Below are 17,623 nucleotides of genomic sequence, written 5' to 3'. Positions count from 1 at the left end.
ATATGGTAAAATCTGTGATGTGTATAAAACAAAAAACCTTGTATATCAGCCATTTGGTGAAATTTGGCTTGATTTACAAGGTTAAAAGTCGGGGTGGCAGGATTCGAACCTGCGACCTCCTGCTCCCAAAGCAGGCGCGATAACCGGGCTACGCTACACCCCGAGTGAAATTTATGAATTCGTTTATGTGTTTTGATGGTATCGCTAAGTCAAAACATCGAATTTTGTTGCGGAGAGACAGGGACTCGAACCCTGGCGACACTTTCGCGTCGACAGATTAGCAATCTGCTGCATTACCACTCTGCCACCTCTCCAATATTATTTTAATGAACTTTCGCTATTGCGGGTGCAAATATAATCTCATTTTTAATTCTGCCAAAATATAAACGTATAAATTTTGAATATTTTTTAGCTCAACTACTAAGTCTTTAAAAGTCAAAAGTTTCACATTAATATTATCACCGAAATATTAATCAAATTGATAAACATCCAAAAAACAATATTGCTAGTTATATGCTAAGTCATATTGAATAAGATTCAAAAAAATAGCTCAGACCTTAAAAACCTATTTAACCTAATTTTTTCCGCCAGTAAACCTTTTGAAAGCTTCGTTCTAAAATTTTGTAAATCAATTTTTCCATGAAATCGGAATCTAACATCATTTGCTTGAGATCTTCTTCCTGAATATCAATCCTGTATAATAACTGAATGAAATTTGAGGTTTTGTCATGCATCAAATTTGAGAAAATTTGATGTAAACCTTCAACGAGTTCGTTGGGTGAAGTGTCGATTTTCAGTTCAATTTCAGAAATACCAGCAAGCGCTAAGTCTTTATTGAGTTGAAGTATGATTTCACGCCATAATCCCGTTTCATTCGGGTAATTTTCAATAGCTTCAGAAATCGATTTTGGTAGACTCATTACATACTTCTATTCATTAAATTTGTACCGAAATTTTTCAAAAAACTTTTGCTTTCTTCACTAATTTCAAGCTTTTCTAAATGTTTGAAAGCTTCGTTTGTAAAATCTGAAATTTTTGCTTTTGTGGCATCAGCTGCACCAGAATCCAGGAAAATTTGTTTAGCTGTTTCGATTTTGTTTTGTGGTTGATTTGGTGAAATTGTATACAAATGCTTAAGCTGATCAGCACTATTTTTATCGGCAAGTTCAAGTGCTTTCAGATACAAATAAGTCTTTTTGTTTTCAATAATATCGCCACCAATTTGTTTGCCGAAAACAGCCTCGTTGCCAAAAGCATCTAGATAATCATCTTGAATTTGAAAAGCAATCCCAAGCAATCTTCCAAATTCGTAAATTTCATCTTGTGCTGTTTGAGAAGCTTTGCTAACAATAGCGCCCATTTTCAAAGCAGCGCCAACCAAAACAGCTGTTTTGTACTCAATCATCTTCAAGTATTCATCTATTTTTACATCATCGCGTTCTTCAAAATCGACATCGTATTGTTGGCCTTCACAAACTTCTATTGCGGTTTTTGTAAACAAAGACGCCAATGGTTTAAACAGTTCTGACGGATAGTTTTCAAACAATTGATAAGCGTTGATCAACATGGCATCGCCTGATAAAATACCGGTATTCAGATCCCATTTTTCATGAACGGTTTCTTGGCCACGGCGGATAGGGGCATCATCCATAATATCGTCATGCACCAAAGAAAAGTTGTGGAAAATTTCTATAGCTAAAGCCGCGTCTAATGCATTATTGTGATGTCCACCAAAAATATCTGCACTAATCAAAACTAAAATTGGACGCAAACGTTTACCGCCTAAATTCAAAATATATTCAATAGGTTCGTATAGATTTCGTGGTTCTTTTTTGAGCACAGATTGCTCCATGTGTCTTAAAAAAGTTGATTTATAAGTTTCAATATTTAGCATTGAATTTATTTTTTTGGCTAAAATAATTTAATTAAAATTTCTGATGTAACGGCATTGCAAATACTTTAATAAATACTTGAAATTTTTTCAATTAAATTATGCCAAGGGTTTCAGAACAGAATTCCTAACAAAAAAATAGTTTTTTATTTTGAATAGATTTCACCAAAAAAACTAACACGAATGCCTGATTTTACTTAAGTAATTGAACTGAATGCGCCTCTTTTTAAAACGTCAGCCAATGCAGTTGTTCTTAGAATAGGTGAATTTCTATTAGTAAGGTGAAATAAATATTACTTCCATTTTTAAGAGAAAACTAAATTTTGAATATTGAATTATCAATTTTTTTAAGACAGAAAATTGCATAAAGTATTTTGAAATCAATCAAATACCCACAACAAAACTTTACAATCGATTAAATATGATTTAATTATAACAAATAGTATATATTTGATGTTACCCCAAAAAGGAATATTATGAAGTTAAAAGTCCTATTTGTTACGACAATTCTATTTAGCCTTTTTGCAAAATCTCAAACTCTAAACGAAGAAAGAATATTGGGAGAGTGGGAAGCGATTAGCGTAGAAATACCAAATTCTTCAGGAGTTTCACAAAAAGAAGCATCAAAACTCATTAAAGATGCTTTTTTAAACTCAAAATTCAATTTTAAAGGAAACAAAGTTTTTAGAATTAAATATAGCAAATTAGCTGATGAAAAAATGAAAGAACTCCTTTTTCTTGAAAATCAAAACTGGATCATAAAAAACGGAAAAATCCGAATTGGGACAGAAAAGGATGGATTTTCTATAATGAAAATTGTATATGAAGAAATTGATGGTAAAACCTATTTCATATCACCTAATATTCGATTAGAAATGAAGAAATTAAGCAACGATAGACCTGCCAAACCTAAAATAATTGAATCAAAAACTGAAACTGTAGAAAAAGTTGATTCTACAAAATCTGATTTCATTTATAAAGAATTGACGAGTCTCAAATTGTAGACTTTAAAGACATCGAAAATCCACCATTAGCTCCTGAGTGTAAACCAAAATGGAACACAAAAAAAAGAAAAAAGTGCACAAGCAATTATATCGCAACACACGTAAATAAAAATTTTGATCCTGGCCTTGCTCCCGAATTAGGTTTTGAAGGTATCACAAAAATAATAGTTGAATTTATAATTGATAAAAATGGAAGAGTTATAAATATAGTAGCCAATGGCGGTCCGGAAATTATGAATCAAAATGCTGTTGAGGTTATTAGTCAACTACCAGAATTCAAACCTGGAATTAAAGATGGCAAACCTGTCAATATTGCTTATAAAATGCCTATTACTTTTATGATTCACAATTAAAAAAACCTTTTTTAAGTTGAAAATATGGGTTTTGATATTATTTCTAAATTTAAAATTTTTCAAGTATTAACTATAACTGAGGTTCTAAAAGCTCACTCAGTTGCAAAAAAACTAAGCAATTATGAGAAAAATAATATTAATCACATTTATATTATTGAGTAGTTTTTCATATTCTCAAAATTGGGATTTTGAAAAACCTAATTACGAGGAAATTGAAAAAAATATTCAAAATAAAAATTCAAATCTTTTCTATGAATCTTTAATGAATCGATTTTTACAAGCTGATACAACAATGACTTTAGAAGAAAAGAGACATTTGTACTACGGCTATTCGTTTGATAAAAATTACGCGCCATATTCTCATTCTAGCTATGGTGATAGCATAAGAGTTGTAATCCAAAAAGAAAGACTAGATAGCTTAGATCTAAATAAAATAGTTGATTTTGCCGATAAAATGCTCTTAGATAAACCATTTGATTTGAATGCTATAAATTACCAACTATACTCATTGAAACAAATAGGAAATAAAAAAACTTATGAGAAAAAATTACAACAAGCAAGAATTCTAGTTGATGCTTTGATGAGTTCTGGAAATGGAAAAAGTAAAAAAGAAGCTTTTTATGTAATTTACACCTCACACGAATATGATTTAATAAATATTATAGGCTTTCGATATGGAGGCTCACAAAGTTTGATTGAGCATTATGATTATTTAACTCTAGCAGAAAATGAAGAGAACATAGATGGATTATACTTTGATGTCAGCCCTTGTTTAAAATCAATGAAAATGTTTTAAAGAATAAAAAATGACTATTTCAATTCACTTAGATTGAATTATAGTTCATTAACACTGGTTTTATTAGTTTGTTTTATTAGGCTGGATCAAACTCTCTAGTTTAAAACATTTTACTTGATCACTTTTATAACTACTCTATTTTCGATTTTTTACGTGCTGAAATCGCAAGCTTGAATTGCCCACTCACATAAAATTTAAAATTGGAAAAAACTTCATTATTGTTCTACTTAACAATTTCAGGAATAAGTCTTCAAACTATTTTCACACATCAATTTATTAGCATCCACCCTATTTCCAAAATGGATTAGGCCAAGTTTCACAAGTTTGCTGAGAATCATGAATGTTTTGAAATTCTAAAAGTTGTTTTTCATTCAATCGCTCTTGAATTAAATTGAACAATTCTCGTTCTTCTAGCCGAATGTGGGTTTGGAGCATTTCATAGATGTTTTTGAAATCTGCGTAATCTTTAGACTGAATTTCAAAAAAATATTTTAGCTTACGATGTTGCTCTTTGGCCTCCTCAACCAACTCATGCGCTTCACCAAGTTTTGGAAAAAGATGCTGTTCTTCCATTTTGAAATGAGAAATCAAATAATTTTTCCAGAACCATTCTGCATAATCCTCCATCTCCTGAAGTTTAGCTTTTTTGGCAACACCTTTTTGTAGTCGCAAAGCAAAAACCAATCCATCATGATGTTCTCGACTTAAATTTTGTAAGGCTTTATGACGCTTTAATGGTTGTTTAGACATGAATAAAATACTATTTAGCAAATTTAAATACATCTTTTAAGATAACAGACTTCAATTCCTATAAATAAATGGGTAAATGCCAACTTACTTGAATTATTCTGCTCACTTCAATTCTATACCTACACCTATTTTTTCTAGCAGATAAGGATTGTGCTCAATCACGAGAATATCATTGTTTAAACTCAATTCTTTCAAAATACCAAATAAGAGGTCAATATCTGCATAATGAAGACCTGTGCTAGGTTCATCTAAAATAAAGAGTTCATTTTTGGGAGCCGCTTGTAACCAATTGAGTAAAAGCAAACGCTGTTTTTCACCAGAAGATAAAGATTGCACTTTTTGCTCTAAGCTTAAGTGTGCCAAACCAATGTTTTCTAAGCTTTTAACAATATCAAGACTAGATTTTGAGACTTTAAAATTTGTCCACCAAACTTGTAATTCCATTAAATTAAGCTTTAATACATCTGCAATAGATTTTGAATTGACTTTATGAGCTAAAATATGATCTTTGTAACGTTGTCCTTGGCATTCGTCACAAATTTCAATAGCATTGGCAGTAATATCTAAGCTAGTTTCGATATAGCCTTTCCCTTTGCAATTAGAACATTGACTGGCTTTGGTTTTATATGAAAAGTCTTTTGCTTTTAAGTTAGTTTCACTAGCAAATAATCGACAAATTTCCTTAAGTAAATCTAAATAAGCCACCACTAATGTCTGTCCTTGCGTTCGAAGTTTTTTAGGTTCAAAATAATGCGCAGCCTTATAATCCTTCGGGATAGTTATGCTTTCGCAATTCACAGGCTGATTTGTATTGATGCTCGGCATCAATACATCTTTGACCAAAGTGGTTTTTCCGATTCCTGATTTTCCTGTAAGCGCAGTCATACCTCCTATTGGCAAGTTCAATTCATCTTTAATTAAAGTGTGTTTATTTAGCTTTTTGAAATTGATATAAGAATCGCCAGATTTTAATTGAAGCCTTTTAGCTGTTGCTTTTAAAAAAGGATGGCAATTTCCTTTTTTAAGAAAAGCTTCTGTTGTGCCTTCAAAAGTAATATAGCCGCCTTCTTTTCCTGCTTTTGGACCAATCTGAATAATATGATCGGCTGCCTGAATAATCGATTTATCGTGTTCAATGACAATAACAGTATTGCCTTTTTCTATCAGCTCTTTGAGAATGTCAATCAGATCAGAAATATTAGCCTGTGATAAACCAGCAGAAGGCTCATCTAATAAATAAGTGATTCCTTTAAGCGGACTATTCAACTGTTTGATTAAAGCGATGCGCTGATTTTCTCCACCAGAAAGTGTAGGTGATTTTCGATTGAGTTGCAAATGGTCAATATGCAACTGAATTGCTCTTGTAATCGTGTTACGCAGCAGAGGTTCAATTTTAGAAAGTAATTTACCATCTATTGTATCTTGGTCTTTAGCCTCATTTAGCCATTGACCTAAGACTCTAAAGTTCATCGATTTAATAGCATGTATCGATTTTCCTCTAATTTTTGTTTTTAGGCGTTCAGGTTTTAAACCACTTCCTTTACAATGGTGACATTTTCGATAAGAAAATAGTGACGTAAGCGCGCTGATGTTTTTATTCTTTCTGGTTTTGAAATATTCATCTTGTAAATAGTTGAAAAGGCCTTCCCAAGGCAAACTCAACTTTTGAGTTCCAGATCGTGTCTTTGTTTTGTACTCCCAAGTAGCTTCCCAGATTTTTTGGCCAGTGCCATGAAGAATGACTTCTTTTTGTTCAGATGTTAATTTATAAAAAGGAGTATTAAGATTAAAGCTGTATTCTTTTCCTACTTCTTTTATAATTGCCATGTGTTGACCTTCTGGATTTCCATAATACCAAATGGCTTTATTATGAGCAAACAAACCATCATTAATGCTTTTATTTTCGTCTAAGACAAGTTTTGATAAATCTGGTCGCAATTCATCTCCAATTCCTTCACATATTTTACACTGACCCAATTCATGGTTATTCGAGAAATGACTCGCTGACAATTCATTTCCTTCATATTGAGATTTGCGAGAAAAAGCAAAACGCAAAATTTTATCAATGCCAGTTTGCTTGGCGATATCCGTGCGTATGCTGTAGTTTTTTTGTTTTCGAGTAATGCAAATACTAGGCGTGAGTCCTTGAATATCTTTAACATCAAACTGAAAATTAACACCAACTCGCGATTGCTGATAGGCTGAAAATTGCTTTGTCATTTCTTGAAGTCCATAACCATGAAGGCTATCGATAATCAACGAAGATTTACCTGAACCCGAAATGCCTGTGACTACAGATAATTGATGCTTAGGAATATCTAAGTCTAAATTTTTAAGTGAATGCGTCCGTGCACCACGTATGGAAATCACATTTTGTTGCTGTTCAGGATCTTCATTAACTTGAGTAGCTTGTATTTCCTGTGCATTGTCAACCCAAGTGTCGCAAAAAGTTTGAAATAAATGGTGATTTTCAAAACAGACAATTCCTGCTGTTTCTTGCTTAAGTTGGTCTAAAGCCTCTAAAAGCTGATTTACATTCTTATAGTGCAAGCCAATGCTAGGTTCTTCTAAAATCAAAAGTCGTTGTTTTGATTTCTTAGCGAAGTGTTTAGTGAGTTTTATTCGCTGTGCTTCACCGCCGGATAAAGTATTTGAAGGTTGTCCTAATTTGATGTAGCCTAAACCTAATTTCAGCATTAAAGCAAGAATTTCTAAAATCTTTTTTTCTGAAGAAAAAAAGTCAGAAGCCTCTTCAATACTCAAGTTATAGATTTCAGCGATGTTTTTGTCTTGCCAATAAGTGCCAAGTACTTCTGGTTTAAAACGCTTTCCGTTGCAAGTAGGACAAGTTTGGTTAATGTTTCCCATAACGCTCATCGAAAGGCTAATGACGCCAGCACCTTCACAAGCTTCACATCGTCCCTTTTTGTTGTTAAATGAAAATGCACTTTTAGTTAGATTTGAAGCTTTTGCCTGTTCTGTTTTTGCTAGCAGATCTCGTATTTTTTCAGCTAGACCTGTATAAGTTGCTGGATTGCTGCGTGGCGTTTTACCAATAGGTTGATCACTGACGCTTTGCAAGCTTAAATTATTTTTTTCGCAAAAATCTGATATCTTTTCAAGTATTTCTGAAGTTTTACGGCTGATTACAGACAGTTGGTTGGTTTGTGGTTGATGATTTTTAGCTGTTACTTTATTCGCCTGAGACTCTTTTTTATCAGCTGATATTTGGCTGTATTCTTTTAAAGCAGACAAGGTGGGACTTTTATCGTTTTTTGTTTTCAAAAAATCTGAAATAGATCCGTTAAATACCACTTCCCCACCATGAATTCCAGCGCCTGGCCCTAATTCAACAATCCAGTCGGCTGCTTGAATAAAATTTAAATCGTGCTCTACAACCATAACTGTATTTCCCCGCTTGATTAGTCGATTGAGAATATGCAACAAATAGCTCTGATAGTCTGCTGACAAGCCAATAGAAGGCTCGTCGAAAACATATAAAATCCCTTGTAATTGGCTGTTGACTTGATTAATAAGTTTAATACGCTGACCGTCGCCTGAAGAAATTTCTTTACTTGGAGTACTCAGCTGATAATCGCCCATACCCAAGTGAATTAAATCTAGTAATGGTGTAATTATTTTATCGACAAGAACTTGTTCTCCAGCGCTTAATTTCAATTGATTGAGTCTTTGGTGTAAATTAATCAAAGACATTTCATGCCACTCCTGAAAATTGGAACCTTTCCATTTGTATTTGAGTTGTTCGGCTTTAATTCGTCCACCGTGGCAACTTGGGCAAACTTTTGAGCTAGCAAATTTCAGAATATTTGGATTGCGGTCGCGCCTTAAAATATCCTTCATAATCGGCAGCATACCTTTGTAATAGCCTTCTTCTCTAGGTTTGGCTTTAATTCCCTGCCATCTTAATCGAGATTCTAAACCGTGTTTACCATAGAAAACTTTAATACGGTCACTACCGTTTAAAACTACATTCTTTTGTTCTTCCGAGAGTTCTTTCCAAGGAATATCCACATGAAAACCGTGTGCTTTACAAACCTTATTGAGTTCTTCTACAGTAATTTGTGAATAGACGATATAACCATTTGGCAACGTGGTTGTGATCGCACCTTCTCTTAAAGTTTTGTTTTCATCGCCAATCAATTTATCAAGATCGATGTATTCAGCTTCCCCAATTCCTCGGCAGACTTCACAGGCGCCTTTAGGATGGTTGAACGAAAAGAGCGACTTGCTCATGGTTTTTTCGGCCGCGTAACGTGCAAATATAATTCTGAAAACAGCCGTTAATTCTGATAAAGTTCCAAAAGTCGCATTGATTGACTGAAAGCGTTTTGACTGCTCCACTTTAATCACGGGTGGCAAATCTTGCAAATCGTCAACTTCAGCTGTTGGAATCATTTGCCCATTTTGTTGATTATATGCTGGTAAACTTTCTAGAAAATAGCGATAACCTTCGTTAGCAATTACGCCCATGGCGAGAGAAGATTTCCCAGAACCCGACAACCCTGTAACGACAATCAAAGCCTTTTCAGGTAAGTTTAAGTCGATATGTTTAAGATTATTTTGGTGAGCATTGATTATCTTCATAAAAGGTGTCGCTTTAGTTTAAAATTTAAATATAAGAAGATTCTCAGAGCCTTTTCAAGACTTAGATATTGTTTAGGTTTTAGTGAATTCAAAAAAAAACTTACAATTTTCAATATCTCAAAATATTAAGAATTTATTCTTTGCTTAAAAGTGATTTTATGATGAGAGGAAGATCAAAAAATTTGAATATAAGTTAGAAAATTAAAAATTTAGAGTCTAGCTAAAATATCATTGAGATAAATATCATTGAGATAAATATCATTTAGCTTAGACATTTTCAAAACTTCTTAGGAAACAAGAAAATAAGGATTAAATCTGTATTTGTATAAAACAACTAAAAAAAAGCAATGTCAAATTTATAATTGTGCAACTTAATTGTGCAATTTAAAATTAAATCATACTTATTAAATTTGTGTAATCAATTGGTTTTGATGACCTAAAGCTAATTTGAAGTGAAATTAATCAAAATGAGATTCAAAAAAGAACATTTATTTCTAAATGCTTTTGAATTGAACATAAATGGAAAAATTGATGGACTTTTTTTGAAATAATAAAATAAATCTAAACTGATTAAAAATCAAATTTGAATATTATTTTTTATCTGTAGTGAAACTTTTTAGCGTAAACCCAAAAGTCAACATACTATCTTCTTGCGCTTGATTTTCAATAACAATACTTTCAAAAGTGTAGAGATAGTTGATTTTAAAGTTGAGGTATTTCCAAACAGGAAGTTCAAGACCAAGGTCTGCTTGCCAGCGATAATTATCGCTATGCTCTAAAGAAGGCTGCACGTAAAATTCATGATTTATGATTACTTTTTCTTTAAACAAATGCCACTTTCCATTGACCCAAACCGTACCTCGCGCTGTCGTTATTGATTCATCACCATCATAGGCAGAGCGATTAAAATTGGATTCTCGAAAATTAGTTTTTTCATATTCACTAGAAACAGCAAGTTTTAGCCAATTTTTTTTATGTTTCAAAATTTGAAAAGTTACACCAGCACCGACCAGATAGCGCAAGTCGATTTCTCTACGATAATTGGTACTGACAAACCCTAGCAATAAAGGGTATATTTTTTTCTCTGGATTGAAATATAAAAAATTGAGACTCAAAATATCTTCATCGGCTTTGACTTTACCAAATTCTTGATAAACATAAGAATTTTGGGTTTTGAAGACTAATGGTTTAGAAATTTTGAAACTAAGGTCAGATTTAGCTCTAAAAATTAGAGTTTCTACGTTTCCATCTTGCCAAAATCCAGTTAGCGCAAGTTTTGCTTTTAAATTGAGTGTATCGCTTTCATTGATTTGAGCTGAAAAAACAAGTGGTATAAACAAGAAGAGGTACAAAATCTTTTTCATTCTATTCTACTGAAAATTAAATTCTTATAGTCTGGCAAAAATATGGTATTTAAGCACGAAATCAAGAACATTTGGTTCGATATAAAATAGTCTAAATTGAAAAGTAAACTTGTAGAAAGTTAAAAAATTAGAATTGTAGTTGAATATGCACTGAAATAAAGTAGAAAAATATTCTATAATTCAATAAGACAAGAGATAATTAGCGTTATTTTGAAAACAAAAAAGCTGAAATCATTAGATTTCAGCTTTTTCTGTTGGCCTACTAGGGCTCGAACCTAGACTCTTCTGGACCAAAACCAGATGTGTTGCCAGTTACACCATAGGCCAGTGTTATTTTCGGAGTGCAAATATAGAATATTCATTCATTTCTACAAAAAATATTTTCAATTTTTTGTCGATTTTTTTAAAATAAATTTCCTTTTGCTCTCCAGCAAATCAGATATAATTTAGGCTTAAGGTTTATCCTCTTGTAAATCAGATTTTGCAAAATGCATTTCTCGTCTTAAATCGGTTAGCCTTCTGTAAATAATGGATTTATATTTTGAATTTTCTAAGTTTTGATATTTCTCTTCGTAAGCTTCAAAATATGGTAATTTGTCTTTCGTTTTTTTGAAATATCGATCAGCAGCCATAGCAAGTTCATACTGAGCTCGTTCATTAGTTGGGTTTTCTTCTACTACTTTTTCAAAGCATTTTATTGCATTTCTGTCATTTTGTTCAGCCACAAAAATCATGGCAAGACTGAATCGCTCAGTATCTAGACTTGTATCTTTATTAGATATAGATAGAGTTGCATGCGTCTTTGCCAATTCTAAATCTCCATTTGCCAAGTAAACCCTTGCTATTTGATAATGATATTTAAAATCTTTAGGCGCAATTTCTAGTAAGCGCTTATAATAAGTGATTGACTTTTCAAACTCGTTGGTATTTGCATAAGCAATCGCAAGCTTTTCAATGATGAATTTTGGTAATTTTATTTGCTTTTCTAGCCTTTTGAAAGTTTCGATACTCTTTTCTAGCTTGCGTTGTCTATAATAAACCTGACCAAGCAATCCTAAGATTTTAGTGTTTTTTGGATTGTATTGTAATGCTGAAGTACAAACTTCCTCTGCTTTTGCATAACTTTTAATTTTCAGATAAAATTCGCCCAAAGCATAAGCGGCAGGTTGATGAGATGCATCGTTTTCAAGTGCTTTTGAATAATAAAAATCTGGTGAAATATCATTGAGTTTCGCTTTGGTCAAACCCAATTGGTAAGCAAATTCAGAATTGTTGGGGTACTTTTTGTGCAAAAGCCTCAGCAAACTATCCGCTGCTTTATATTGTTTTTTCTTTTTCAAAAGCTTGGCGAAAATAAACTGGTATTTTGGCGAATCATTTTTATTACGCAAAGCCTGATTATAGGTTGAAATGGCAGATTCATAAAATTTTTTAGACTGATAGGTTTTTGCTAATAAAATCTGAGTTCTGAAATTATCTGGTGGATTGGTTTCAAAGTAGTCTATAATAAACTTGTATTCACCGACAGCATATAAACTATCTAGAGTTTTATTTGAAAGTGATTGCGCATTTGAAATAAAATGTACAATCAGCAAAATGATAATTAATTGGTACTTCATAAAATGAATTTTAAACCTAAAAATTGTTCAGCATTACTTTGGATTTTTCATGGAAATCGGTAGCGCATAATAAGTATTCACCTTCTGCCCTTCGTTTTCACCTGGAATCATTTTTGGTAATTTTGAAATCACTTCTTTAGCGCGTTTTTCTAATTCTGGATGTGGTGCTCTTGCTTGAATATCTTGGATGTCTCCGTTTTTATCTATCAAAAATCGAACATAAACACGAACCACTTTTGGTTTTAGATTAAACTGACCAATATCTGAAGTCTTGAAATTTGCATTTACAATTTGAGTGATTTTTTCTGAATTGCATTCTTGAATTGCTGATTTGTCAATTAAATCTTTACATGACTCAAAACGCGGCGGCAAATCAACCTCACTGTAAGGAATTCCGCTAGTTTCATATTTCACACTTTTATTTGAAGAATCTTGATTGTCCAGATATTCTTCATAGGTTTTGCTCATCAACTGAGCTTTCATTTCCGTAAATTTTTCATCTGAAGTTTTACCAGCAGTATTCATTTGCTCCATCAATTTTAGCATGTAAGCACTATTTCTATAATAAGCTTCTTTTGAATCTATATCGTTTTGAATTTTAAATTTTTCTGGTAAATCTTTAGCATATAAACTGCCATATTCCAAAATGGCTTCATCAAGTTCTTGTTTGTATTTTTCAATCAGTTGCTCGTTTTCATTTTGGTTTGTAATTTCATTCAAACTCTCTTTGGTTTCGTCTTTACAAGCGGTGTAAGTAAGCATGAGAATTAGCAAAGGAAGCACCAATATATATTTGAGTAAATTCTGTGATTTGGAGTGATTTTTTTGTAACATCATAAGTCTTTGTTTTAATTGTGATTTATCAAAAAATGAATGTGAAAAATGAAATTGTTTCGTTCCAAAAGCCACATTGAGTAAATTTTGTGTGTAACTGAATTTTCCATCATGTTCTGAAGCCTTGCGATCGGCTTGATACTCGTGAATCAGCACCAATTCTCGCTTCAACCAGTAATGAAAGGGTGAAAACCAAAATACAATTTTGGTGATTTCAATAAGAATCAAATCCAAACTATGCCGTAATTTGGCGTGGTGTTGCTCATGAACTATGATTTTAGGTAAGGCTTTTTCATCAATTTGGTCGCCAACAAAAATTGAACGCCAAAATGTAAAGGCAGACGCCGAATTTTGAAGTTTATAAAACTTAGCGTCTCCCAAATATTTTTGGAATTTTGCGCTATTCATTATTTTAAATAATTTGAAAAAACTAAATACAGATTTTATACTGAAAAATGTCAAGCCTAGGCCATAAATCAGTAATAAAATATCTTGCCAATGCCACGAATTTTGAAGAATGCCTGTACTACCTGTCGAAATTTCACTGTTACCAGCAACAGCAAAATATTGCCCAACTTGAATTGTGAAATCAACATCGCTCGTCTTATCATAAAATAATTTACTTATAAAACCTAAGTCTAAAAGCGGAATGGCTATAGAAAGCAACACGGAGACCAATAAATAAATCCTGTTATACTGATGAAAAGTTTCAGTTTTGAAAACCTGAAATAACATCAGAAAACAAGCTTGAAACACAATAACTTCTACGAAATACAACCACATAATTACTTATTTTGATCCAAGTTTTTCAAGACATCTTCCAATTCTTTTGCATTCATATCATTTTCTTTCACAAAAAAAGAAATCATACTTTTGAATGAACCTCCAAAATAATTGTTGACCAATTTGTTCATAGTGGCTTTTTGATAGCTTTCCTTATCAATAATCGCAAAGTATTTGAATCCTCGACCTACTTTTTCATGATTTACAAAACCCTTGTCCTCTAAAATCCTGACAATAGTTGAAACAGTATTATAGGCTGGTTTTGGTGTTGACATCTTGTCTAAAATTTCTGCAACTTTTGCTTTGTCGAGTTGCCACAAAATTTGCATTATTTCTTCTTCGGCTTTCGTTAATTGTCTCATATTCTTCAAAATCTATATTTCACTTTCAAATATAACTAATTTATTAGTTTAACTATTATTTTAGTTGTTAAATTTTTAAATCATTTTTAAAAACTGCTTAAACAAGCTAGCATTTTCAGAGTTCCTTTAAAGTATAATCTTGAACAAAAAAGCTCGACCAAATATGATCGAGCTTGCTAAAATTAGAATTGGATGAATTCAAATAATAGATAATATTCAAAAGAATAATTATCCCCTATTAGGTAACAAATGCTTGTTTATTTAAATATTGTTCAGAATATCTATTTTTCAAAAGCATTCTTTACTATTTACGATAATAACAAGCTTGGGGTTCACAAATGAAAAGTTTAATTCAAAAAAAATCTCTTACTACAAATAGTAAGAGATTTTAATAAAATTTATTTGGAAGAAATTATTTCAATTTCTTTTTCACTTCAACTTCTTGGAAAGCTTCTATAATATCATTTTCTATGATGTCATTATAGTTTTTCACTTGCATACCACAATCATAGCCTTTAGAAACTTCTTTCACGTCATCTTTAAATCTTTTCAGAGATGATAATGTTCCAGTATGAATAACAATACCGTCTCTAATTAGTCGAATATTAGAGTTTCTATAAATCTTACCTGAAGTTACCATACAGCCTGCAATTGTACCGATTTTTGAGATTTTGAAAGTTTCTCTAATTTCTGCAGTTCCGGTGATTTCTTCTTTAAGTTCAGGTGATAACATACCTTCCATAGCATCTTTGATGTCATTAATGGCATCGTAGATAATAGAATACATTCTGATATCGATTTCTTCGTTGTCTGCAAGTGTTCTAGCATTACCAGCTGGTCTCACATTAAATCCGATGATAACCGCATCTGAAGCTGAGGCCAACAAGACGTCACTTTCAGTAATTGCACCCACACCACGGTGAATGATATTGACTTGAATTTCTTCTGTAGAAAGTTTTTGCAAACTGTCCGTTAAAGCTTCCACAGATCCGTCAACGTCAGCTTTCAATATTACATTCAGTTCTTTGAAATCACCTAATGCAATTCGACGTCCAATTTCATCTAAAGTAATATGTTTCTGTGTTCTTACGCTTTGTTCTCTCTGTAATTGAGTTCTTTTTGAAGCGATATCTTTAGCTTCGCGTTCGTCAGCCATAACCTGGAATGTATCACCTGCTTGCGGCGCACCATCTAAACCAAGAATAGAAACCGGTGTTGATGGTCCAGCTTCTTTGACTTTATTACCACGCTCGTCTTGCATGGCTTTTATTTTACCACTAGTTGTACCTGCCAGAACGTAATCTCCGATTTTCAAGGTTCCAGTTTGAACCAGAATCGTAGATACATAACCACGACCTTTGTCAAGGAATGCTTCTACAACGGTACCTTTGGCCTGACGATTTGGATTAGCTTTCAGGTCTAAAAGTTCAGCTTCTAAAAGTACTTTTTCTAAAAGATCAGTAACTCCTGTACCAACTTTAGCTGAAATTTCTTGAGATTGTACTTTACCTCCCCAATCTTCTACCAATAAATTCATATTGGCTAAAGACTGCTTTACTCTTTCAATATTTGCGGTCGGTAAGTCTACTTTATTTATTGCGAAAACAATAGGTACGCCAGCTGCTTGAGCATGTGAAATAGCTTCTTTAGTTTGCGGCATGACATCGTCATCGGCTGCAATTACAATAATAGCTATATCTGTAACCTGAGCTCCTCTAGCACGCATTGCTGTAAATGCCTCGTGACCTGGTGTATCTAAAAAGGAAATGGTTTCTCCAGTTTCAATCTGAACACTGTAGGCTCCAATATGCTGTGTAATTCCACCAGACTCTCCAGCAATTACATTTTCTTTTCTTATATAATCCAAAAGTGAAGTTTTACCATGATCGACGTGTCCCATAACGGTTACAATCGGTGCTCTTGGTTTTAAATCTTCTGGATTTTCTTCTATAATTTCTTTATCTTCTTCAGATTCGGCTTTTACGAATTCTACATCATAACCAAATTCCTCTGCAACAACACTCAGCGTTTCTGCATCCAATCGTTGATTCATGGTTACCATCATACCTAGAGACATACAAGCAGAAATAATTTTTGTAACCGGAACGTCCATCATCGTAGAAATTTCGTTCACGGATACAAATTCTGTAACTTTCAGAATTTTGCTTTCTTTTTCTTGTTGTTCTAAAGAGTCCTGAGATTTTTGTTTATGCTGATCTCTTTTATCTCTTCTGTATTTGGCACCTTTCTTACCAGACGAGCGTCCTTGAAGTTTTTCTAAAGTTTCTCTAACCTGCTTTTGAACTTCCTCTGGAGATGGCTCTTCTTTAGGAGCATTCGTTTTCCCACGTTTTCCAGTTGGTTTTGCGCCTTTTTTACCTTTATAATTTGGCTTATTACCACCTGTTCCTGTGTTCGTCTTAGAAATTCTTTTACGCTTACGTTTTTTGTTAGCTGAACTATCTTTTTCCTTTTCTTTTTCTTTCTTCTTAGGTGCTTTTTTGAATTGATTTAAATCAATTTTTTCACCAGTGAAGTTAGGTCCTGAAAGTTTGGTGTATTGAGTCTCGTGCTTGACTTCTTCAGGTGTTTTCTCTTCTTCTTTTACGGGCTTTTTAGGCTTTTCAGCTGGCTTTTCCTGAGGCTTAGGTTGAGGTTTTTGAGAGGTCTTATTGTCCGTTTTAGAATGTGATTTGTTCTGACTAGACTTTTCAGGTTCAGACTTGCTTTTCTGTCTTTGTTTGTCTCTTCCAGTGTTGGACAAATCTATTTTTCCAACTTGCTTCAGACCGGAAATTTTGGACTTGGACCTGATAGTTTCCTCTTCTTTGGCAGGGGCTGGCTTTTTTGCTTCCTCTTCTGCCTTCTTAGTTTCTTCAGCCTGTTTTTTTGCGTCGGCATCTGCCTTGGCTTTAGCTTCTTCTTTTTTTGCTTGAGCTTCGCTTTCTTTTCTAGCTTCTTCGTCCTTCTTCTTTTGAAGCTCCCGCTCTCTTGCAAGACGTAATTCTTCCTTTTCCTTTTTTCGCTCTTCGCTCACTTCTTTGGAAGCAACTTTCTTGCTTTTATCAGTTTCAAACTTGTCTGATAAAACCTCGTAAATTTCAGATGAAATTTTTGTAGTTGGTCTTGCTTCAATTTCGTGACCTTGAGAATTCAGATATTCCACAGCACGATCTAGTGAAATATTAAATTCTCTAAGTACTTTATTTAATCTTGTTTGTTTTGATTCAGCCATAAATTGCCTCTAATGTTACCTCTTTTT

General features: G+C 33.1%; 12 protein-coding genes and 3 tRNA genes. 3 read left to right on the top strand and 12 right to left on the bottom strand.

What is annotated here, in order from left to right; translation table 11 throughout:
• Positions 1-88 precede the first annotated feature (88 nt).
• From EIG86_RS02890 to EIG86_RS02875, 4 genes are all read right to left on the bottom strand, one after another.
• Positions 89-163: transfer RNA gene (locus EIG86_RS02890), tRNA-Pro, on the bottom strand.
• 67 nt (positions 164-230) lie between these two features.
• Positions 231-314: transfer RNA gene (locus EIG86_RS02885), tRNA-Ser, on the bottom strand.
• A 255-nt stretch (positions 315-569) separates the two neighbouring features.
• Entirely contained in the window at positions 570-920 is a 351-nt protein-coding gene (locus tag EIG86_RS02880; RefSeq protein ID WP_127844643.1) for a hypothetical protein, read from the bottom strand.
• Positions 920-1,894, bottom strand: a complete 975-nt coding sequence (locus EIG86_RS02875; protein WP_127844642.1) for a polyprenyl synthetase family protein — start codon at positions 1,892-1,894, stop codon at positions 920-922. The genes EIG86_RS02880 and EIG86_RS02875 overlap by 1 nt, the downstream gene beginning before the upstream one ends.
• 473 nt (positions 1,895-2,367) lie before the next feature.
• Between EIG86_RS02875 and EIG86_RS02870 the strand changes: the two genes are divergently transcribed.
• The 3 genes from EIG86_RS02870 (at position 2,368) to EIG86_RS02860 (ending at position 4,044) form a co-directional block, all read left to right on the top strand.
• On the top strand, positions 2,368-2,895 hold the full coding sequence (locus EIG86_RS02870; protein ID WP_127844641.1) for a hypothetical protein: 528 nt from the start codon (positions 2,368-2,370) through the stop codon (positions 2,893-2,895).
• The gene (locus EIG86_RS14325) at positions 2,874-3,248 is read left to right on the top strand and encodes an energy transducer TonB (RefSeq protein ID WP_127844640.1); all 375 of its coding nucleotides are present in this window, start codon (positions 2,874-2,876) and stop codon (positions 3,246-3,248) included. Before EIG86_RS02870 ends, EIG86_RS14325 begins: the two co-directional genes overlap by 22 nt.
• Positions 3,249-3,369: 121 nt before the next feature.
• Positions 3,370-4,044 carry a DUF4919 domain-containing protein gene (locus EIG86_RS02860; RefSeq protein ID WP_127844639.1) on the top strand — a complete coding sequence of 225 codons (675 nt, stop codon included), beginning with the start codon at positions 3,370-3,372 and terminating at the stop codon, positions 4,042-4,044.
• 288 nt (positions 4,045-4,332) lie between these two features.
• Here EIG86_RS02860 and EIG86_RS02855 read toward each other — a convergent pair whose 3' ends face one another.
• The 8 genes from EIG86_RS02855 to infB form a co-directional block, all read right to left on the bottom strand.
• Positions 4,333-4,794 carry a hemerythrin domain-containing protein gene (locus EIG86_RS02855; RefSeq protein ID WP_127844638.1) on the bottom strand — a complete coding sequence of 154 codons (462 nt, stop codon included), beginning with the start codon at positions 4,792-4,794 and terminating at the stop codon, positions 4,333-4,335.
• Positions 4,795-4,896: 102 nt separating this feature from the next.
• Complete coding sequence (locus tag EIG86_RS02850) at positions 4,897-9,399, bottom strand: ATP-binding cassette domain-containing protein (protein WP_127844637.1); 4,503 nt, start codon at positions 9,397-9,399, stop codon at positions 4,897-4,899.
• A 590-nt stretch (positions 9,400-9,989) separates the two neighbouring features.
• Complete coding sequence (locus tag EIG86_RS02845) at positions 9,990-10,763, bottom strand: DUF481 domain-containing protein (protein ID WP_127844636.1); 774 nt, start codon at positions 10,761-10,763, stop codon at positions 9,990-9,992.
• Between the two features lie 254 nt (positions 10,764-11,017).
• Positions 11,018-11,090, bottom strand: a tRNA-Gln gene (locus tag EIG86_RS02840).
• Positions 11,091-11,215: 125 nt separating this feature from the next.
• Positions 11,216-12,382, bottom strand: a complete 1,167-nt coding sequence (locus EIG86_RS02835; protein WP_127844635.1) for a tetratricopeptide repeat protein — start codon at positions 12,380-12,382, stop codon at positions 11,216-11,218.
• 33 nt (positions 12,383-12,415) lie between these two features.
• Positions 12,416-13,999, bottom strand: a complete 1,584-nt coding sequence (locus EIG86_RS02830) for a M56 family metallopeptidase (protein WP_127844634.1) — start codon at positions 13,997-13,999, stop codon at positions 12,416-12,418.
• A 2-nt stretch (positions 14,000-14,001) separates the two neighbouring features.
• The gene (locus tag EIG86_RS02825) at positions 14,002-14,361 is read right to left on the bottom strand and encodes a BlaI/MecI/CopY family transcriptional regulator (RefSeq protein ID WP_127844633.1); all 360 of its coding nucleotides are present in this window, start codon (positions 14,359-14,361) and stop codon (positions 14,002-14,004) included.
• 412 nt (positions 14,362-14,773) lie between these two features.
• Entirely contained in the window at positions 14,774-17,596 is a 2,823-nt protein-coding gene (infB, locus tag EIG86_RS02820) for a translation initiation factor IF-2 (RefSeq protein WP_127844632.1), read from the bottom strand.
• Positions 17,597-17,623 lie beyond the last annotated feature (27 nt).

Source organism: Psychroflexus aestuariivivens (assembly GCF_004010055.1).
Taxonomy (GTDB): Bacteria; Bacteroidota; Bacteroidia; order Flavobacteriales; family Flavobacteriaceae; genus Psychroflexus; species Psychroflexus aestuariivivens.
Note: the sequence above shows the minus strand (reverse complement) of the source record. Positions and strands in the feature narration are given on the sequence as shown.